At 73.6% G+C, this 18,014-nt stretch carries 20 protein-coding genes; 7 read left to right on the forward strand and 13 right to left on the reverse strand.

What is annotated here, in order from left to right; translation table 11 throughout:
- A partial coding sequence (locus VGI02_RS12615) for an MFS transporter (RefSeq protein ID WP_331627726.1) occupies positions 1-1,193 on the reverse strand: 1,193 nt, incomplete at its 3' end.
- A gap of 102 nt (positions 1,194-1,295) precedes the next feature.
- Positions 1,296-1,634, reverse strand: a complete 339-nt coding sequence (locus VGI02_RS12620) for a GNAT family N-acetyltransferase (protein ID WP_331627727.1) — start codon at positions 1,632-1,634, stop codon at positions 1,296-1,298.
- Between the two features lie 63 nt (positions 1,635-1,697).
- Between VGI02_RS12620 and VGI02_RS12625 the strand changes: the two genes are divergently transcribed.
- Positions 1,698-2,435 carry a class I SAM-dependent methyltransferase gene (locus VGI02_RS12625; RefSeq protein ID WP_331627728.1) on the forward strand — a complete coding sequence of 246 codons (738 nt, stop codon included), beginning with the start codon at positions 1,698-1,700 and terminating at the stop codon, positions 2,433-2,435.
- Positions 2,436-2,590: 155 nt separating this feature from the next.
- Positions 2,591-4,177, forward strand: coding sequence for a DICT sensory domain-containing protein (locus tag VGI02_RS12630; RefSeq protein WP_331627729.1), 1,587 nt, complete (start codon positions 2,591-2,593; stop codon positions 4,175-4,177).
- A 15-nt stretch (positions 4,178-4,192) separates the two neighbouring features.
- Here the strand turns inward: VGI02_RS12630 and VGI02_RS12635 are convergent, their stop codons facing one another.
- The 5 genes from VGI02_RS12635 to VGI02_RS12655 all read right to left on the reverse strand — a co-directional run bounded on the left by VGI02_RS12635 (position 4,193) and on the right by VGI02_RS12655 (position 7,592).
- Positions 4,193-5,059 (reverse strand): CbtA family protein, encoded by an 867-nt coding sequence (locus VGI02_RS12635; protein ID WP_331627730.1) that lies wholly within the window; start codon positions 5,057-5,059, stop codon positions 4,193-4,195.
- Positions 5,059-5,271 carry a CbtB domain-containing protein gene (locus VGI02_RS12640; protein ID WP_331627731.1) on the reverse strand — a complete coding sequence of 71 codons (213 nt, stop codon included), beginning with the start codon at positions 5,269-5,271 and terminating at the stop codon, positions 5,059-5,061. Before VGI02_RS12640 ends, VGI02_RS12635 begins: the two co-directional genes overlap by 1 nt.
- A gap of 128 nt (positions 5,272-5,399) precedes the next feature.
- A complete protein-coding gene (locus VGI02_RS12645; protein ID WP_331627732.1) occupies positions 5,400-6,467 on the reverse strand; it encodes a PIN domain-containing protein in 1,068 nt (355 codons plus the stop codon).
- Between the two features lie 26 nt (positions 6,468-6,493).
- On the reverse strand, positions 6,494-6,955 hold the full coding sequence (locus VGI02_RS12650; protein WP_331627733.1) for a L,D-transpeptidase: 462 nt from the start codon (positions 6,953-6,955) through the stop codon (positions 6,494-6,496).
- A 388-nt stretch (positions 6,956-7,343) separates the two neighbouring features.
- A complete protein-coding gene (locus tag VGI02_RS12655; RefSeq protein ID WP_331627734.1) occupies positions 7,344-7,592 on the reverse strand; it encodes a hypothetical protein in 249 nt (82 codons plus the stop codon).
- A 191-nt stretch (positions 7,593-7,783) separates the two neighbouring features.
- Here VGI02_RS12655 and VGI02_RS12660 point away from each other — a divergent pair, with 191 nt between their 5' ends.
- Together VGI02_RS12660 and VGI02_RS12665 are read left to right on the forward strand one after the other, a co-directional pair.
- Positions 7,784-9,451 carry a class I adenylate-forming enzyme family protein gene (locus VGI02_RS12660; protein ID WP_331627735.1) on the forward strand — a complete coding sequence of 556 codons (1,668 nt, stop codon included), beginning with the start codon at positions 7,784-7,786 and terminating at the stop codon, positions 9,449-9,451.
- A 62-nt stretch (positions 9,452-9,513) separates the two neighbouring features.
- Positions 9,514-10,368 (forward strand): helix-turn-helix transcriptional regulator, encoded by an 855-nt coding sequence (locus VGI02_RS12665; RefSeq protein ID WP_331627736.1) that lies wholly within the window; start codon positions 9,514-9,516, stop codon positions 10,366-10,368.
- Positions 10,369-10,382: 14 nt separating this feature from the next.
- Here the strand turns inward: VGI02_RS12665 and VGI02_RS12670 are convergent, their stop codons facing one another.
- From VGI02_RS12670 to VGI02_RS12685, 4 genes are all read right to left on the reverse strand, one after another.
- The gene (locus tag VGI02_RS12670) at positions 10,383-11,204 is read right to left on the reverse strand and encodes an enoyl-CoA hydratase/isomerase family protein (RefSeq protein ID WP_331627737.1); all 822 of its coding nucleotides are present in this window, start codon (positions 11,202-11,204) and stop codon (positions 10,383-10,385) included.
- Between the two features lie 68 nt (positions 11,205-11,272).
- The gene (locus VGI02_RS12675; protein WP_331627738.1) at positions 11,273-11,950 is read right to left on the reverse strand and encodes an HxlR-like winged helix-turn-helix transcriptional regulator; all 678 of its coding nucleotides are present in this window, start codon (positions 11,948-11,950) and stop codon (positions 11,273-11,275) included.
- A 158-nt stretch (positions 11,951-12,108) separates the two neighbouring features.
- Complete coding sequence (locus tag VGI02_RS12680; protein WP_331627739.1) at positions 12,109-12,510, reverse strand: VOC family protein; 402 nt, start codon at positions 12,508-12,510, stop codon at positions 12,109-12,111.
- Positions 12,511-12,545: 35 nt separating this feature from the next.
- Positions 12,546-13,358, reverse strand: coding sequence for an enoyl-CoA hydratase (locus VGI02_RS12685; RefSeq protein ID WP_331627740.1), 813 nt, complete (start codon positions 13,356-13,358; stop codon positions 12,546-12,548).
- A gap of 216 nt (positions 13,359-13,574) precedes the next feature.
- On the opposite strand from VGI02_RS12685, the gene VGI02_RS12690 reads away from it, so the two are divergent.
- The 3 genes from VGI02_RS12690 (at position 13,575) to VGI02_RS12700 (ending at position 16,040) form a co-directional block, all read left to right on the forward strand.
- Positions 13,575-14,507 (forward strand): acetaldehyde dehydrogenase (acetylating), encoded by a 933-nt coding sequence (locus VGI02_RS12690; RefSeq protein ID WP_331627741.1) that lies wholly within the window; start codon positions 13,575-13,577, stop codon positions 14,505-14,507.
- A complete protein-coding gene (dmpG, locus tag VGI02_RS12695; protein ID WP_331627742.1) occupies positions 14,504-15,538 on the forward strand; it encodes a 4-hydroxy-2-oxovalerate aldolase in 1,035 nt (344 codons plus the stop codon). Before VGI02_RS12690 ends, dmpG begins: the two co-directional genes overlap by 4 nt.
- A gap of 85 nt (positions 15,539-15,623) precedes the next feature.
- Entirely contained in the window at positions 15,624-16,040 is a 417-nt protein-coding gene (locus VGI02_RS12700) for a tautomerase family protein (RefSeq protein WP_331627743.1), read from the forward strand.
- A gap of 3 nt (positions 16,041-16,043) precedes the next feature.
- Here the strand turns inward: VGI02_RS12700 and VGI02_RS12705 are convergent, their stop codons facing one another.
- Together VGI02_RS12705 and VGI02_RS12710 are read right to left on the reverse strand one after the other, a co-directional pair.
- Positions 16,044-16,817, reverse strand: a complete 774-nt coding sequence (locus tag VGI02_RS12705) for an SDR family oxidoreductase (RefSeq protein ID WP_331627745.1) — start codon at positions 16,815-16,817, stop codon at positions 16,044-16,046.
- A 151-nt stretch (positions 16,818-16,968) separates the two neighbouring features.
- Positions 16,969-17,838, reverse strand: a complete 870-nt coding sequence (locus VGI02_RS12710) for a DUF1003 domain-containing protein (RefSeq protein WP_331627746.1) — start codon at positions 17,836-17,838, stop codon at positions 16,969-16,971.
- Positions 17,839-18,014: the final 176 nt, after the last annotated feature.

Here is an 18,014-nt window from a genome sequence, read left to right on the forward strand (position 1 = left end):
CGGATCGACGTCGGGAAGATCTCCGCCTGGTAGATGTGGAACGAGTTCGAGAAGATGTTGCTCGCCGTCGTCAGGAGGAATCCCGCGGCGACGATCAGCCAGGGCGAGGCCGCCGCGGCGAACACGATCCCGAACACTGCGATGGCCAGTGCCGACGCGATGATCAGGTACTTGCGCTCGAAGCGCTCCACCAGCGGCACCGAGAGCAGGGAGCCGATGGGGTAGCCCGCGAAGCTCAGCGCCGCGTAGCCCAGCGATTCGGTGATCTCGAAGCCCTTCGAGACCAGCACCAACGGGGCCAACGTGCCGAAGCCGTAGTAGGCCACCGTCTGCAGGATCTGGAAGATGAACAGCATGATCGTGCGGGTCCGGTAGTTCCCGGTGAACGCGATCTTGAGGACCTCGCGGGTGGACCGGGCCGGGGGTCCGGCGCCGGGCGGGGGCTCGGCCGTCCGCACCGGGATCCGGTCGGCGGCCTCCGGGGCGCCTGCCCGCGCCGCGATGTCGCGCACGACCGCCTCGGCTTCGTCCCGACGGCCGCGCGATTCGAGCCACCGGGGCGACTCGGGCAGCACCCGTCGCATCCAGATGACGAAGAACGCTCCCAGCGCCCCCGCGACGAGCAGCCAGCGCCAGCCGTCGATGCCCGCGATCTCCTGGGCGGCCACGAGCTTGCCGCCCAGCAGCGCGGCGACGGGGACACCGAGGAAACCGACCGTGTAGGCCCACGCGATGTAGCGACCGCGGACCTTCGCCGGCAGGAACTCCGCGAGGTAGGTGTCGACCAGGACCAGTTCGCAGCCCAGCCCGATCCCGGCCAGGAACCGCAGGAGGAGGAACACCTCGATGTTCGGCGAGAACGCCGCGAGCAGGCTGAACAGCGAGTAGATCAACAGGTTGAGCAGGAACACCCGGCGCCGCCCGACGCGGTCGGCCACCACCGACAGCACGTTGGCGCCCACGAACATCCCCAGGAAGCCGCTCGCGACGACGGCGGCCTTGCCCGCGGATCCGAGCGCGAACTCCTTCGCGAGGATGGGGGCCAGGACGCCGCCGAGGAACACCTCGTAGAGGTCGAAGAACGACCCGATGCCCACGAGCACGACGATCAGCTTGTGCCATCGGGACAGTGGGAGGGTCTCGAGGACGGCGCTCGCGCCCCCGGTCGTGGATGCTCCGGCCTCGGTCGCCATGCCCGGTCTCCCGCCTCGTCCGACACCCATGTCGTGAGCACGAGAAACTACCTCGTTCGTGTGGTCCGCGTCAGGTCGGCGCGAGGCCCGCCCGGCGACGGGTCAGAGTTCGAACTCGGCGCGGCGGCCCTCGGGCACGAGGTCGACGTACTCCGGGTGCTTCGCGATCCAGCCCCGGACGAACGGGCAGAACGGCAGCACGGCCAGGCCGCGGGCGCGGGCGTCGTCCAGGGCCGCCCGGGCCAGCCGACCCGCGAGCCCCTTCCCCGCGTAGGCGTCGTCGACGACGGTGTGCACGAACGAGATGTCCGAGCCGCGGCGGTGGTACTCGGCGAAGCCCGCCGTCGCGCCGTCCACCCGCATCTCGAACCGGTGCCGGGCCTCGACGTCGACGACGTCCGGATCGCCCGTCGCGCGCTCGCCCGCGGTGTCGTCCGCCATGGTCCGCCCTCCTCGCTGCGTCCGGTCCATCATGCTCGATCCGCACGCGGGACACTCCCCGTGATGAACGCCGCGAGGGACGACGAGACCCGGGCGGAGCGGGCCCGGTCGTTCGGCCGGGTCGCCGCCGACTACGACCGGATCCGCCCCGGATACCCCGCCGCCGCGATCGCGCCCCTGCGCCCGGGACCGGTCGTCGACGTGGGCGCGGGCACCGGCAAGCTGACGACGGCGCTCGTGGCGGCGGGGCACGCCGTCGTCGCGGTCGAGCCGGACCCGGCCATGCGGACGGTGCTCGCCGGGCACGACCTGCCCGGCGTCGACGTCCGCGACGGCACCGGCGAGCGGCTCCCGGTGGCCGACGGGGTGGCCGCCTCGGTCGTGTACGGGCAGGCATGGCACTGGGTCGACCCCGTCGCGGCGTCCGCCGAGGCCGCCCGGGTGCTGGATCCGGGCGGGGTGCTCGCGCTGCTCTGGAACCTCCCGGACGTCACCGCGGGCTGGGTCGCCGAGCTGAACCGGATCTCCGGGCAGCCGGAGGTCACCGCACGGACGACCCCGCCGACCCTCCCCGGTTTCGGGACCCCGGAGCTCGTCGAGACCCGCTGGACTCAGGACCTCACGCCCGGGGAACTGCTCCTGCTGTTCTCCACGTTCAGCCGCGTCAGCACGCGGGCGCCCGACGACCGGCGCGCGGTGCTCGGCCACCTCCGCGGCCACCTCGCTCGGACCCCGGAGACCGCGGGAAGCATGCCGATCGGTTACCCCTACCGCTGCCTGACGCTGCTCTACCGACGGTGACCTGGGGCGACGCTCATCGTCCGCCCACCGACGAGCGGCGACCACTCGCAGGGTGTGACCGTCCGCCTGCGTGGCGTGCACCTCCCGGCGGTATCCCGGCGTCGGCCGATCTCGGTCTGCTGTGGCCGCGCGTCCGCGCCCCGAGGAGGTCTGTCGTGGAAGGTCCGTTGGCCCACGCCGCCCGGACGCGTGCCGAGCGCGCCTTCGTGGACAACCTGGGCGCCGCCACGCGGGTCGCCCGGGACCGGGCGACGGGCTCCCGCCCCGAGCGCCTGTCGAAGCGGCTCCTCGTGGACATCTCGCACGCCGTGGAGAAGGCCGTGATGTCGGGGCGGGTCGAGCAGCCCACCGTGGTCGTCGCGCTCTTCCAGCGCCTCGCGCACTTCGACCGGGAGCGCGCCGTCTACGAGCGGATGGCCGAGGCCGGGGTCACGGTGGTCGTCGGCTTCGTGTCCGGGGAGGAGCCCGCACCGCCCCGCGGCGTGGACGTCGTCGAGCTCGCACCGGACGAGACCATGGCCGACGAGTGGACGGTCGTCGCGCTCGGCCCGAACGCCGGCGCGTTCCTCGTCGCGACCGACCAGCACGCGCACGACCCGGTCGAGCGTGCGGCCGAGATGGGCCGCGTCTTCGACGGCCGGTGGGGGTTCTCCCGCACGCAGGCGGCCTCCGAGCTCGCGCGGCTGCGCTTCGCGCTCGGCGCCCGACTCGATCCCGCACTGGCCCGCATCGTCGACGACCTGCTCGCGCGGACCATGCCCACCGGAGGCGAGCAGGCCGGGTCCGCCGGGGCGCCGGGCGAGATGTGGGCGACCACCTCGCTCTATCACATGATCGATCGCATGCGGGACGCGCACGCGGGCACCCGCGAGCTCCGCGACCAGCTCGCGGACGCCCACGACGCGGCCGGGACCCGTGCCACCGTCGCCACCGACTCCGCCACCGGCCTGCCCACCGCCGAGTTCCTCGACCGCTGGGCCCCGCGCGGCGGACCGGGCGCCCTGCAGGTCGGGCTGGCGCTGTTCGACGTGGCCGGGTTCGACGACCCGGCGCTCGACGACGCCCGCGCCGCCTACCACGTCGGGCACCGGGTCGCCGCCGCGCTGAGCGAGCCCCTCGGGTCGGTCGACGTCGCGGTCCGGCTGGACCGACGCACCTTCGCCGTCGTGGTGCCGGGAGCCTCGTCCCGTCACCTCGCCGAGCTGGCGGACCGGATCGCCGAGGGCCTGGCGCTCGCCTCCGAAGGGCACCCGGGCGTCCGGCTCGACGCCCGCATCGCGACCACGACGACACGGACCCGCCCGCTGCCGGTGGGGGATCTGCGGGAGGCGCTGGCCCGCGCCGACGGTTCGGCAGGGCCGGTCGACGCGGGCCCGACGCCGACCGGGGGAAGCATCGTCGTGGCGTCCACGGCGCCCGTCGATGATCACCCCGCGCAGGACGGGAACCAGTGGTTCGGGACCGACGGCCACGATCGCCGCGACGGCCCTGACCCCGACCCCGCCGGGCGGCACATGCGCTCGGTGCCCCCCGACGGTGTCGACGGTGCCGGCAGGTTCGGGGGCGCGGAGATGCGGGACAACGGTCCGGACACCCAGCCGCTCCCCCACCGGATCGCCCAGGAGACCCTCGGACGGCTGACCATGCCCTCCGACGTCAACCTGTTCGACGGGTACAGAGGCCCGTCGGGAGCTCGCGGGACGACGACGGCGGGCCCGGGGTCGCCCCCGGACCCGCCGTGATCGCCTCGCCGTGGTTCAGGCCCCGATGGTCTCCGGAGCCTCGCCCGCCTCGACGGACTCCCCGTCCGCGCGGCCGCTCGCCCGCTCGGCCAGCGCCCCGAACACCAGACCCAGCACGCCCCACATCAGCAGCTGGGCGGTGAACGAGTACACCCGGAACGAGTACAGCAGGTCCGCGTCGAAGCCCGGGAACACGATCCGACCCGCCGCGTCACGCAACGGCTGCGGAGTCTCGGTCGCCGCCGGGCCGTAGGTGGCCACGTTCGCCGCCAGCTCCCCCAGCGAGGGCAGGACCGCCATCAGCACCCCGGCCAGCACGACGTAGACGAGCCCGCCGACCAGCGCCGCGTTCCACCCGCCCAGGCGCGCCGAGAGCTTCCGCCCCACGATCACGGCCACGACCAGGAAGACCACCGAGCCGACGATCATCACCAGGAACAGCCCCGAGCGGTCCCCGATGGTCTCCTCGTGCCCCACCGCGGGCGGGTTCGCCGGGTACTTCACGAACGGCGTCGCGTAGAACGTCAGCAACCCGGCGCCCGCGACCAGCAGCGCCAGCACCCGCGGTCGCGCCGTCACCCGGCCCTGGAGCACGGTGTAGACCACCGCGAACAGCAGCCCGAGGGCCACACCGGCCAGGACCATCCCTGCCCCGATGCCGACGGTCCCCTGGACGGTGCGGCTGAAGATGTCCGGGCCCGCCTCCGCGGCCGGCTGCCCCGCCGCGGCGGCGAGGGCGTCCTGGGCCTCGCCGCGGCGGTCCTCGTAGTCGATCGCCTGCTGGATCAGCGGCTCCGCGAAGATCCGCGCGAACCCGAACGCCACCAGGCCGCCGGCCCCGCCCGCGAGCGCCGCCCGCGGGATGACCGACTTCGCGTGCATCAGTGGCACGGGAAACCGAGGAAGTGCCGCGCGTCGTGCACGAACTCGTGGACGACCATCGTGTTCCCGAACAGCGAGGTCGCGCCCTCGTCGAACCCGATGAAGTAGAACAGCAGCAGCCCGACGACCAGCGAGCCGATCAGGTAGGGCATGTTCGTCGCGGCGGACGTCGCCGTCACGCGAGCGCGCGCGGCAGCACCGGCAGTGGTCACAGGGGTCCTCCAGAGGAAAGGGGGCCGACGGCACGACGCTAAGGCCGCGCGACTCACACAGTCAATATCTGAGCACTTGATGAAGTGTGGCGCTGATGACGATGACGGGGAGGGCGGACCACACCGGCTCAGGCCGGCTGCAGGCGCCAGTCCCCCGCGGCCTCGTCCCACGCCATGCGGACCACCCCGCGGGCCCGGGCGGCCTTGGCGAAACTGAGGAACGACGCGAAGCCGTAGGTCTTCTCGGAGAACCCGGGACGCCGCTTGCGGACCTGGTCCTTCAGCCCCGAGAGCGGCACGGCACCGCCCGCCCGCCCGAGATCGCCCACCGTCTCGGCCAGGAGTCGGAACGCGTCGTCCTCGGCGGGCTCGTTCTCCGGGAACGACACCTCCGGGTCCCCGGCCGCCGATCCCGTGGAGAGCTCGACGATGCGTTGGTCACGCAGGTGGCGCAGCAGTTCGCCGAACCCCCGGAAGCCGTGCTCGGCCTCGTCGAACGTCGGGTCCTGGCGCAGGATCGCCCGCTTGAGCCGGGAGGCGAGCACCGGCCCGTCGCCCTGGCGCGCGAGCCCGGAGAGCGTGCGGGTCACCAGCCGCTCCACCGCCTCGCCGTCGTCGTCGGGGGTTGCCGCCGCCGTCTCCGCCTCGGACCCCGTGACCGGGGTGGGCGCGCCCGGGTCCGGGGCTGGCTCGGGCGGCGGCGCAGCGGCCTCGAGGAGACGGTCGTAGTAGAGGAACTCGTCGCAGGCCGGCGGGAGCAGCCGTGAGGTCGACGACGCCACGCCGATCCCGATCACGCGCTTGTCCAGCTCCCGCAGCTTGTGGACCAGCGGGGTGAAGTCCGAGTCGCCGGTACCGATCGCGAACGTCGTGACCCAGGACCGCTCGTAGGCGATCTCGATGGCGTCCACGGCCATCTTGATGTCGGCGGCGTTCTTGCGGGAGCCGCCGATGCGCTGCGGGATGTCGATGAGCTCGACCTGTGCCCGGGCGAGCAGGCGACGGTCCTCGTCGAACGAGGACCAGTCGGCGTAGGCGCGCCGCGCGACCACCCGGCCCCGCACCGCGAGGGCATCGGCCACCGGCGTCAGGTCGAACGGGCTCACCCCGAGGCCCTCGCGGGCCCCGATCGCGAGGTTCTCGTAGTCGAGGAGCAGCGCGATGCGCTCGTCGCGTTCGTCGGGGTTCCCGGCCATGCCGAGCAGCCTGTCAGGCGGCGCGGTCAGGGAAGGATCTGGACCTGGTCGTAGGGCTGCAGGTTGTCGAAGAACTTCTCCGAGTCGGCGTGCGAGAGGTGCACGCATCCCGCGGAGTCACGCTGCAGGCTGCCCTCGTGGAACGCGTCGCCGGGCGCGAAGAACACGGAGTTGTTCATCGGAGCGTGGTCGTACTCGTCGCTCTTGTGGTTCTTGTCCTTCCACATGACGCTGAAGGTGCCGGTCGGGGTCTCGTAGCCCTTGGCACCGGTCGTCACCGCGACGGGCCCGTCGATCACGTGGCCCTTGCCGTCGGTCAGCCACGCCTTCTTCTGCGAGATGTCGACACACGCCTTGGCGGTGATCGCGCAGGGGGTCGCGCTCTTGGTGGCGGGCGCGGGGGCAGCGGCCGGAGCCGGTGCGGCGGGAGCGGGAGCGGCCAGGGCGGCCCCGGCGAGCTGGATCAGGCCGACACCCACGGCGCCCACGGCGCCGGCGGATCCCACGCCGCGTCGCAGGCCATGTCCCCCGTTCCGGGAACGAGAGCTCGCGTGGTGACGACCCATGGTGTGCCCCTTCGCGGTCAGTGATGCGCAACGGTCCGGTCTCTCAACGCTCACGGGCCGGTTTCGTTTCGGTACGACGGCGAGGAGTGTGCACACCGGATGCGCCCGTCACGGAGCCGGGTCACCCTTCTGAGCTGGGCTTCTGCGCCTGAACCGGCATCAAGCCGACATACCGGGCGAAGCAGATCAAGCCGACGACCAGCGACGACTCGCCCGACACGCCGAGGATTCCTGAGGAGTTTCGATGAATCTCGGCATGGTCACGATCTGATGACGACTGCTTGTCACTCGATCGGGTGGTGACGTCGGGTCAGGACACGACGCGCACGTCCACGCCGCGGCGCGCGCCGTCCTCCCGCGCACGGGTGACGACCTCCGCCAACGGCGCCGGGAGCGCGTCGGTACCGGGGTCGACGTGCAGCTCGACGTCCAGGCCGGCGCTCACCGCGCGGTCGATCGCCGCGCGCAGGCGGTCCGCGAGAGCGGCCGCGTCGGGGAGCTCACCGCGGGCGTCGACCGGCAGGCCGACCCGGCCCGCGGGGCTCGCGTCGAGGGTCATGGCTTCCTCCTCGCCGGCCGCCGCGATCGGCGGCGCGGGAAGGATCGGTCACGCGGTCGGGGTTCGACGGGCAGATCGTCCGCGTGCTGAACACTTGTGCCTACCCGTTCGTGGAGCGCCCCACACCCCCGGGGTGCGCACCGGTCACGCGACGTCGGGCGGCCTCGCCCGATCGGGACCAGACTGCGGGCATGGCCGGCGTCGAGGCGGGTCCGACCCGCACCGAGGTGATCGCGGAGCTGACCGCCCCCGGCGGCCCCTCCGAGCTGGGCGAGGCGGTGGTACGGGGCGTGCGGCTGCGGGTCCACGTGACCGACCCCCGGGTCCTGCGCGACGTGCACGACGCGACCGCCGCGTACGGGGACCGCCACGCCACGGTGTACGACGGCGAGCACGTGACCTACGCCGAGCACCGGTTGCGGGTCGCGGCGCTCGCCCGTCGCTACACCGAGGCGGGTCTGCGCCGGGGTGACCGGGTGGCGATCTGTCTGCGCAACTACCCCGAATGGGCCCCGCTGTGCTGGGCCGCGTGGGTCTCGGGACTCGTGGTGGTGCCCCTCAACGCCTGGTGGCAGGGCGCGGAGCTCGAGCACGCGGTGGCCGACGCGGCCCCGCGCCTCGTCGTCGCCGACAGCGAGCGTGCCGCGGTCCTGCGGTCGGTGACCCCGGACGACGTTCCCGTCGTCGTGGTGCGCGGCACGGACGACGGACCCGACGGCACGGTCGCCTTCCCGGCGTTCCTCGGCGGGCTCACCGACGACCGGTTCCCGGACGTCGCCCTCGACCCCGAGGACGACGCCTTCATCCTCTACACGTCGGGGACCACCGGCCGCCCCAAGGGCGCCGTCGGGACCCACCGGAACCTGTGTACCGACGTGCACAACCGGCGACTGACGGTCGCCGTCGGCGCACGCCTCACCGGCGTGACGCCCCCGGCCGCTCCCGGTGTGCTGCTGGCCTTCCCGATCTTCCACGTCGCCGGGCTCTGCGCGATGGTCAGCGGGACGGCGGCGGGCTCGACCCTCGCGACCCTCTACCGCTGGGACCCCACCGAGGCCCTGCGCGTGATCGCCGCGGAGCGCCTGACCTCCCTCGCCGGGGTCCCGACGGTGGCCCGGGACCTCGTCCGCGCGGCAGGCGAGGACCGCGACGCCGACCTGTCCTCGCTGGTCGGGATCGGGATGGGCGGTGCCCCGATCCCGCCCGAGCTGGTCCGGCGGGTCAGTCCCTTCGGGGCGCCGTCGAACGGGTACGGACTCACCGAGACCACCGCGGGCATCGCCTTCAACGCCGGCGAGGACTACCTCGCGGCTCCCGACGCCGTCGGGCGGCCGGTGCCCAGCGCAGACGTGCGTGCCGTCGACCCCGAGACCGGCGCCGACCTCGGCGAGGGGGTCGTCGGCGAGCTGTGGTTCCGCGGTCCCAACGTCGTGCGCGGGTACTGGAACGCCCCGGAGGCGACCGCGGCCGCCTTCGTCGACGGCTGGTTCCGCACCGGTGATCTCGGGCGCGTCGACGACGGGGTGATCCGCGTGGTGGACCGGCTCAAGGACGTCGTCATCCGCGGTGGCGAGAACGTCTACTGCGCCGCGGTCGAGGCCGAACTGCTCGAGGTCGACGGGGTGCTCGACGCGGCCGTCATCGGGATCCCGCATCCCACCCTCGGTGAGGAGGTGGCGGCCGTCGTCGTGCACGCGCCCGGCGCCGTGCCCGACGAGCAGCGGCTGCGGGACCGGGTCGCGACCCGGATCGCGGCGTTCGCCGTCCCGACCTGGATCTCCACCACCACCGAGCCGCTCCCCCGCAACGCCGTCGGGAAGGTGCTCAAGCGCGACCTGCGGGACGCGCTCGCGCCCTGAGCGCCCGAGCCGGGGACTCGTGATACCAGGCTCTCGGACGCGTGAGGGGGCAGTCTGGGGCCATGACCCGGGGCGACACGACCGAGCTGGCGGCCGCGCTGCGGCAGTGGCGCGAGCGACTCACCCCGGCCGACGTCGGACTACCGGCCGGGCCGCGGCGCCGGACGCCGGGCCTGCGCCGCGAGGAGGTGGCCCGCCTCGCCGGGGTGTCGGTCGACTACGTGGTCCGCCTCGAGCAGGACCGGGGGCCGCATCCGTCGACGTCGGTGCTCGGGGCGCTGGCACGCGCGCTGCGGCTCTCCTCGGCGGAGACCGGGCACCTGTTCGACCTCGCCGGGGTGACCCTCCCCGGGCCGGGCCGCGTGATCGACGTGGTGCGCCCGAGCGTGCTGCGCCTGCTGGACCGGATGCAGGACCTGCCGGCCATGCTCATCGACGCCCGCAAGACCCTCCTCGCCTGGAACCCGCTGGCCGACGCCCTGGTCGGCGACATCTCGGCGATCCCCCGCGAACGACGCAACCTGCTGTGGATGCGCTTCGGCCCGGACGGTCACCAGGGCCGCGGCCCCGTGCTCGACGAGGACGGCGGCCGGGAGCGCCTCGACCGGTCCGCGGTGGCCGACGCCCGGGCCGCGCTCGCGCGCTACCCCCACGACGCCGTGCTCCGCGATCTGGTCGACGAGCTGTCCCGGAGCAGCGAGCGGTTCGCCGGGCTGTGGGCCGAGCGGCCCGTCGAGGACCACCGGGTGGACCGCAAGTCCTACGACCTGCCCGGCATCGGGCGGATCACGCTCGACTGCGACGCCCTGGAGGTCCCCGACGACGGCCAGGTGCTGATCGTCTACTCCGCGGCGCCGGGCAGCCCGGACGCGGAGAAGCTCGACCTGCTGCGCGTGGTGGGGCTGCAGTCCGTCTGATCGCCCGGCCGCGCTCAGCGGCCGTGGAAGGTCGGCTTCTGCTTGGCGAGGAAGGCCTCGACGGCGTCGCGATGGTCCTGCGTGGCGCCCAGCCGGACCTGTGCCTCGGCCTCGTGGGCGAGGACCTCACCCAACGGCGACACCGTGCCGAGCGCGACGGCCCGCTTGATCGCGGCGTACGCGACGGTGGGACCGGCGGCCAGGCGGCGACCCAGCGCCAGCGCGGCGGTCTCCGTGGCCTCGGCGTCGGCGGCGATCTCCCGCACGATGCCCCAGTCGCGGGCCTGCTCGGCGGTGAAGGTGTCGCCCAGCATGAGCAGCTCGGTGGCCCGGGAGGAGCCCACGCAGTGCGCGAGGCTGGCCGAGAGCCCGGAGTCGCCGCCGAAGCCGATGCCCGAGAACGCCGTCGCGAACTTCGTCCCGGCGGTGGCCACGCGCAGGTCGCAGGCCAGGACGAAGCCGAGGCCGGCCCCGACCGCGGTCCCGGTGATCGCGGCGACCACCGGCTTCGGCATGCCGGCGAGCGCCGCCGCGATCGGGTTGTAGTGCTCGGTGACGGTGGACAGCGACCCGCCGGGCGCGCTCTCGGACCGGAGGGACTCGGCGTGCTCGCGGAGGTCCTGACCCACGCAGAACGCCGGGCCGCTGGAGGCGAGGACGACCGCGCGCACCGACCGGTCCTCGGCCACCTCCTGCAGCGCGTCACGCAGGGCGACCTTGAGCTCGAGGGTGAGGGCGTTGCGGGAGTCCGGCCGGTTGAGGCGGACGGTGGTCACGGCCTCGGTGTCGTCGCGCTCGACGAGGACGGGCGGGTCGGTGGGGGCAGCGCTGTCCATACCGGTGATCGTGGCATGCCCCGCCCGGGGGCGGCCGGACTCCTCGGTCCGTCCGCCCGGCGTCGTGCTCAGACCCCGACGGCGTCCGGGGTCGACAGCGGCTCGGGCATCGGGAACAGGTCGAGCAGCCGCTCGACGGACGCGCGGTCCCCCGTCAGGGTGAGCATGCCGTCCGAGATCGCGGAGTCCACGGGATGGCCGGTGTAGAGCACCGCCGCCCACGCCTCGGGCGCCTGGGCGGTCACCGTCGCGTCGGCCGTCGTGATCTCCCCTCGCTCCATCGAGAACGTGCCGTCGTGGATGCGCGCGACGAAGGGCTGGTCGGCGAGCACGAACTGCACGACCTCGTCGACGCCCTCCGCCTTCTGCGACGAGAACATGGTGCGCATGGAGAGCACCAGGGAGTCGACGCCGATGTGCTCGGCCTCCGGGAGCGAGCGCGACGCCCACCGGCCCAGGGTCTGCAGCACCGGCTCGAGCTGGGAGCCCCACTCGGTGAGCTCGTACACCGCGGAGGCCGCGGGCGGGGGCAGCCGGCGGCGCCGGAGCACGCCCGCGTCCTCCAGCTCACGCAGGCGCTGCGAGAGGACGTTCGGGCTCGCGTGGGGCAGCCCGGTCCGCAGGTCGGTGAACCGCTTGGGGCCGAGCAGCAGCTCGCGGACCACGAGCAGTGCCCAGCGCTCGCCCACGAGGTCGAGGGCGTGGGCCGCCGCGCATCCGTCGAAGTAGTCGCGCCGTGGAGCCATGCGCCGGACGGTACCCCGGATCGACCGGCAAGTCACTTTGTAGGACCGTGAGGCACGTCATCAGGACGGGTGGTCGGTCGTTCCGGATTCGAGCGAGGGGCACCTTCGGTCGATCCAGCCGACCGGAGGTGCCCCTCGCTCACTACGCCCGACGCAGATCAGGTGCCGGGCGCGATGAAGAACTCCAGCGCGATGCCGTCCGGGTCGGCGAACGAGATCCCCGAGCCGTAGTGCGCCTTCTTGATGCCGCCGTGGGAGATACCCAGCTCGTCGAGCCGCTTGCCCCAGGACTCCAGCGACGCCGAGTCCGGCAGCCCGAACGAGATGTGGTCGAGCCCGGTGCGGCGCGTGTCGAAGGCGTCCTTGGCCTCACGGCCCATGTGGGTGTGCAGGCCGAACAGCATGCCGCCGTCGAGGACGTAGACGGTGTGGTGGAACTCGCCGCCCTCCTCGTCCTCGTCGAGCACCGGCTCGGCACCGAACAGGCGGGTGTACCAATCGGTCGAGCGCTGCAGGTCGGAGACGGTGATCGCGACGTGCTGCAGACCGGGGAAGGTCATCGGGTGGGCTCCTTTGCCACTGTCGTGGGCGTCGTTCAGCGGTGCTGCCAGACCGGCGACCGCTTCGCCAGGAAGGCCGACATGCCCTCCTGCGCGTCGCAGGTCATGGCGTTCGTGGCCATGACCTCGCTCATCTCGGCGTAGGCGTCGTCCTCGGAGAGGTCGATCTGCCGGTAGAAGGCCTCCTTGCCGATGCGCAGCGTCACACCGCTCGCGTCGGCGACCTTCTCGGCCATGTCGCGGACGGCCCCGTCGAGCTCGTCGGCCGGGACGGCGTCGGTGATCAGGCCCCACTCGACGGCGGTCGCGGCGTCGATCGTCTCGCCGGTGAGCAGCATGCGCATCGCGCGCTTGCGCCCGATCGCGCGGCTCACCGCGACCATCGGGGTCGAGCAGAACAGGCCGATCTTCACGCCGGGGGTGCCGAAGACGGCGTGGTCCGCCGCGATCGCGATGTCGCACGTCGCCACCAGCTGGCACCCGGCCGCGACGGCCATGCCCTGCACGGCGGCAATGACCGGCTGCGGCACGTCGTGGACCGCGCGCATCATCTCGGTGCAGACGGTGAAGACCTCGCGCTCCTCGTCGAGGGTGCGGTCGACCATCTCCGAGAGGTCGTGACCCGCCGAGAACGCGGGCCCTTCCGCGGCGATCACGATCACGCGGACGCCCTCGCGGCCCGACACCTCCCGCAGGCCCGCGGTGACGGCGCGCATCGTGGCGACCGAGAGCGGGTTGCGCCGGCGGGCGGCGGTCAGCACGACCCGGGCGACGACCCCGTCGACCTCCGCGCGCACCGTGCCCTCCGACGGCGGCGTGGCGGGCTGGGTCGTGACCGGGGTCGCCATGACCCATGGTCTAGCAGCCATGCGTCCCCGACGACAGGGCGCGCGCGGGACCACCCGCCCCTCACGTCGAGTCCGACGGGGCATCACCCCTCCGGACGCAGGGGCCGGCCCCGCCGGCCGCGCCGCTGACGCCGATCGGGCGCAAGGCCGGGGCCCTTTGCCCGCTCGCGAACGCGGCGGTTCCGCAGTGTCGGTGACCCGTGTCACCGTCGCGCCATGAGCGCTCCGCCCGGCACGAGGATTCCGGCGGCCGTCGTCGGCCCCGGCAACATCGGCACCGATCTGCTGGCCAAGCTCGCCCGGAGCTCGACCGTCGAGGTGACGGCGATGGTCGGGGTCGTCGAGTCCCCCGGTCTCGACCGGGCGCGCGCGGCCGGGATCGCCGCCTCGGCCGAGGGCGTGGACTGGCTGCTGGCCCAGGACCCGCTGCCGCGGATCGTCTTCGAGGCGACCTCGGCCCGGGCGCACGCCGCGAACGCGGCGCGCTACGAGGCCGCGGGCATCCGGGCGGTCGACCTGACGCCCGCGCACCTCGGGCCGATGGTCTGCCCGGCGGTGAACATGCCCGACCACCTCGAGGCCCCGAACGTCAACATGATCACCTGCGGCGGGCAGGCCACGATCCCGATCGTCGCCGCGGTCTCCCAGGTCCTCGAGGTGCCCTACGCCGAGATCGTGGCCTCCGCGGCGTCCCGCTCGGCGGGGCCCGGCACGCGGGCCAACATCGACGAGTTCACCCAGACCACCGCGCGGGCGGTGGAGGAGGTCGGCGGCGCCGCGCGGGGCAAGGCGATCATCATCCTCAACCCCGTCGAGCCCCCGATGATCATGCGGGACACGGTGTTCTGCGCGATCCCGGGCGAGCGCTGGGACGACGCGACGACCACGGCGGTCTCGGCCTCGGTGCACGCCGTGGTCGCCCGCGTGCAGTCCTACGTGCCGGGCTACACGCTGCGCGCCGACCCGCAGTTCGACCCGCCGCGTCCCGAGTGGGGCGGCCGCGGCCGCGTCGCGGTGTTCCTCGAGGTCCGCGGCGCGGGCGACTACCTGCCGGAGTACGCAGGCAACCTCGACATCATGACCGCGGCGGCGACCCGGGTGGGCGAGCTGATCGCTCGGGAGCTCATCGACTCGGGGGTGCCGGCATGACGAGGCCCGAGATCAGGAACGACGTCCGCATCACCGACACCACCCTGCGCGACGGCAGCCACGCGCAGGCCCACCAGTTCACCGAGGACCAGGTGCGGGACACCGTGCGGGCGCTGGACCGGGCCGGCGTCGAGGTCATCGAGGTCACCCACGGCGACGGGCTGGGCGGCTCCACCTTCAACTACGGGTTCTCCCGCACCGACGAGCTCCGCCTGATCGCGGCGGCCCGCGAGGAGGCCCGCACCGCCCGGATCGCGGTGCTGCTCGTGCCCGGCATCGGTACCGCGGACGACCTGCGCCGCGCGCACGACGCGGGCGCCGAGGTCGTCCGGGTCGCCACCCACTGCACCGAGGCCGACGTCAGCCCGCAGCACTTCGGGCTGGGCCGCGAGCTGGGCATGGAGACCGTCGGGTTCCTCATGATGGCCCACCGGACGTCGCCGGAGGACCTCGCGAAGCAGGCCCGGATCATGGTCGACGCCGGGTGCCAGTGCCCCTACGTCACCGACTCCGCCGGGGCCCTGCTCATGCACGAGGCCCGCGCGCGGTTCGAGGCGCTCGTCGCCGAGGTCGGCGACGAGGCCTGGGTCGGGTACCACGGCCACCAGAACCTCTCGTTCGGCGTCGCCAACTCGGTCATCGCCGCGGAGGTCGGCGTCAAGGAGATCGACGGGTCGCTCTGCGCGCTCGGTGCCGGGTCGGGCAACTCCCCCACCGAGGTGCTCGCCGCGGTGTTCGACCGCCTCGGCGTGCGCACCGGCCTCGACGTGATGGCGCTGCTCGACGCCGCCGAGGACGTCGTGCGCCCGTACCTGCACCGCTGGCCGAAGATGGACCGCAACGCGATCGTCCAGGGCTGGGCGGGGGTCTACTCGAGCTTCCTGCTGCACGCCGAGCACGCCGCCGAGCGCTACGAGGTCCCCACCCACGAGATCCTCCGCCGCTGCGGCGAGCTGGGCCTCGTCGGCGGCCAGGAGGACATGATCATCGACGTGGCCATGGAACTGGCCCGCACGCGCGAGGAGGGGTGATGGGGATCGTGGAGGAGGTACGTTCGGCCGCGAGCTCTTCACCGAGCCCAAGGCGGTCGTGATGGCGATCCGGAACGGGGGCTAGATGCCGGTCGTGGAGATCCACCTCGTGGAGGGTGAGCACCTGCCCGCCCGCATCGAGGAGCTCCTGCGCAGGGTCAGCGAGCGGTACGCGGCCGTGCTCGAGTCGCCGATCAACCGCGTCCGCGCGTTCGTCACGATGCACCCGCCCGAGCTGTGGGCCACCGGCGGCATCACGGCGGCCGTCGACGGCGACCCGGCCCCGTACTTCGTGGCCGCCGTGCTGGAGGGACGCCCGGCGTCCCAACGGCAGCAGCTGCTCGCCGAGATCACCGACGCCATCTGCGACGTGCTCGGTGCCACCCGCTCCCGGGTGCGCGGACGGGTCGCGCAGGTCGCGCCGGAGGACTGGGCGATCGGCGGCGTGCCCGCCTCGAGGAAGCGCCGCGAGGAGATCGTCGCCCGCTCGACGCGGGTGTGAGTCTCAGAGGCCGCCGACCAGCCCGCCGTCGCAGCGGGTGGCCGTGCCGGTGACGTAGGACGCGGCCTGGCTGCAGAGGAACGTCGCCACGCCGCCGAACTCGGCGGCGGTCCCGTACCGGCCCGCCGGGATCTCCGCCTGGGCGCGCGCCTCGACGTCGGCGGCCGTGGTGCCCTCCCGCTCGGCGATGTACGCGTCGATCCCGGTGGTGCGGGCGGTCGCGATCCGGCCGGGGAGCAGCAGGTTCACCGTCACCCCGTCGGAGGCCACCTCCCCGGCGAGGGTCTTGAGGTAGCCCGCCAGCGCGGCGCGCCCGACGTTGGACAGCGCCAGCCCCGGGATGGGCTCGACGGTGCCGGCGCTGCCGATCCCGAGGATCCGGCCCCAGCCCCGCTCCCGCATCCCGGGCAGGACGGCCGCGACCAGTCGCTGCTGGGCGAGCAGCAGCGGGACCAGGGCCTCGGTGATCGCCTCGGCGTCGATGCTCGCGGCCCGGCTCGGGGGCGGGCCGCCGCTGTTGAGCACGATCACGTCGATCGACCCGAACGCCTCGGTGGCCGCCGCGACGAGGGTGTCGGGCCCGTCGGGAGCCGTGAGGTCCACCCCGACGCCGACCGCCTCGGGGAGCTCGGCGGCGATCTCGGCCGCGCGCTCGGCCCGCCTGCCGCACACGACGACCCGGGCGCCCTCCGCGGCGAGCGCCCGGGCCGTCGCCTCGCCGAGGCCGGAGGTGGAGGCGCAGACGATCGCGGTGCGTCCGGTGAGGCCGAGGTCCATGCCGAGCATCGTGCCGGATGGCGGGCCCAGACGACCCCGCCGCCCATGATCAGGAGCACAGGCGGCATGCGCGAGCGACCACGAAGCTGCCCCAGGTGCCCCTCGTCGGGCGGGGCCGCCACGGAGCTGACGACCAGCCGACGACGGCGGCTCAGCGGCTCCCGGAACCCACGTCCTCGGGGCGGTCGACGTGCGCGCGCGGGGCGGGCGCGCCGGCCCGGTCCGGCTGCCCGGCGCTCACGGCCTGATCCACCACGGCGTCGAGCAGGGAGTCCTGGGCGAGCAGGTGCTGACGCAGGTGGCGGCACTGCTGGAGGACGACAGCGGTGTGGTTGGCCGTCTCCGCGACGCGGCGCTCGGACACCTCACCGAGGACGTCCTGGCCCACCATGATCACGAACATGAAGACGAGCTGCGCGAGGCTCGAGCAGAACAGCAGGAACGGGAACGGGTAGGAGTCCGGGATCACGCCGAGCAGGGCCAGAGCCATCCACACCAGGACGATCCCGGCGGTGACCACGACCGCCGACCGCCCGCCCAGGCGCTGCACCAGCCAGGCGGCGATCCGACGGTTCACGGTCGACGTCGCGGGTTCCACGGCCAGCGGCGGGCTGATCATGATCGGTGCGGTGTCGCAGGGGTCGAGCTCCCGCCCCGCCGCGGCGCCGCGGTTGAGCAGGCGCGCCCGGTCGTCGATGAGCGCCTGCAGGCGGTGGCACTCGCCGAGGATCGCCTGGGCGTCGTCGTAGGTCTGCAGCGCGCGCCGTTCGCCCGACTCCGAGAGGGTCCGCTGGCCGACGAGGATCACGAAGATCAACAGCAGCTGGACGACGTTCCCGACGAAGAGCAGGACGGGGTACGGGTACGGGTCGAACCCGAACACCGCGCGCGCCCCGAGCACCATCCAGATCGCCGAGAGGCCGACCGTGAGGTAGACGGTCACCATCGAGCCGAGGCGCCGCGTCATCCATGCGGCCACCCGGTCCCCGGCCGTCCCCGTCGTCGCCGGATCGGTCGCCACCGTCGCCACTCGAGCGTTCCCCCGCACCTTCGCCGGATCGCCGTCCACCGCGCGGGCCCGGCCCGACCACGCGGAGCTGTCTCGATCAAGAGACCGTCCTCGAGAACGGACGCGGACCCAGGGTCGCAGGTTCCCCCCTTGCTCCGAATGAGACCCCATCCGTCACATGCCTCGAC

This window comes from Actinomycetospora sp. (assembly GCF_036497245.1).
Taxonomy (GTDB): domain Bacteria; phylum Actinomycetota; class Actinomycetes; order Mycobacteriales; family Pseudonocardiaceae; genus Actinomycetospora.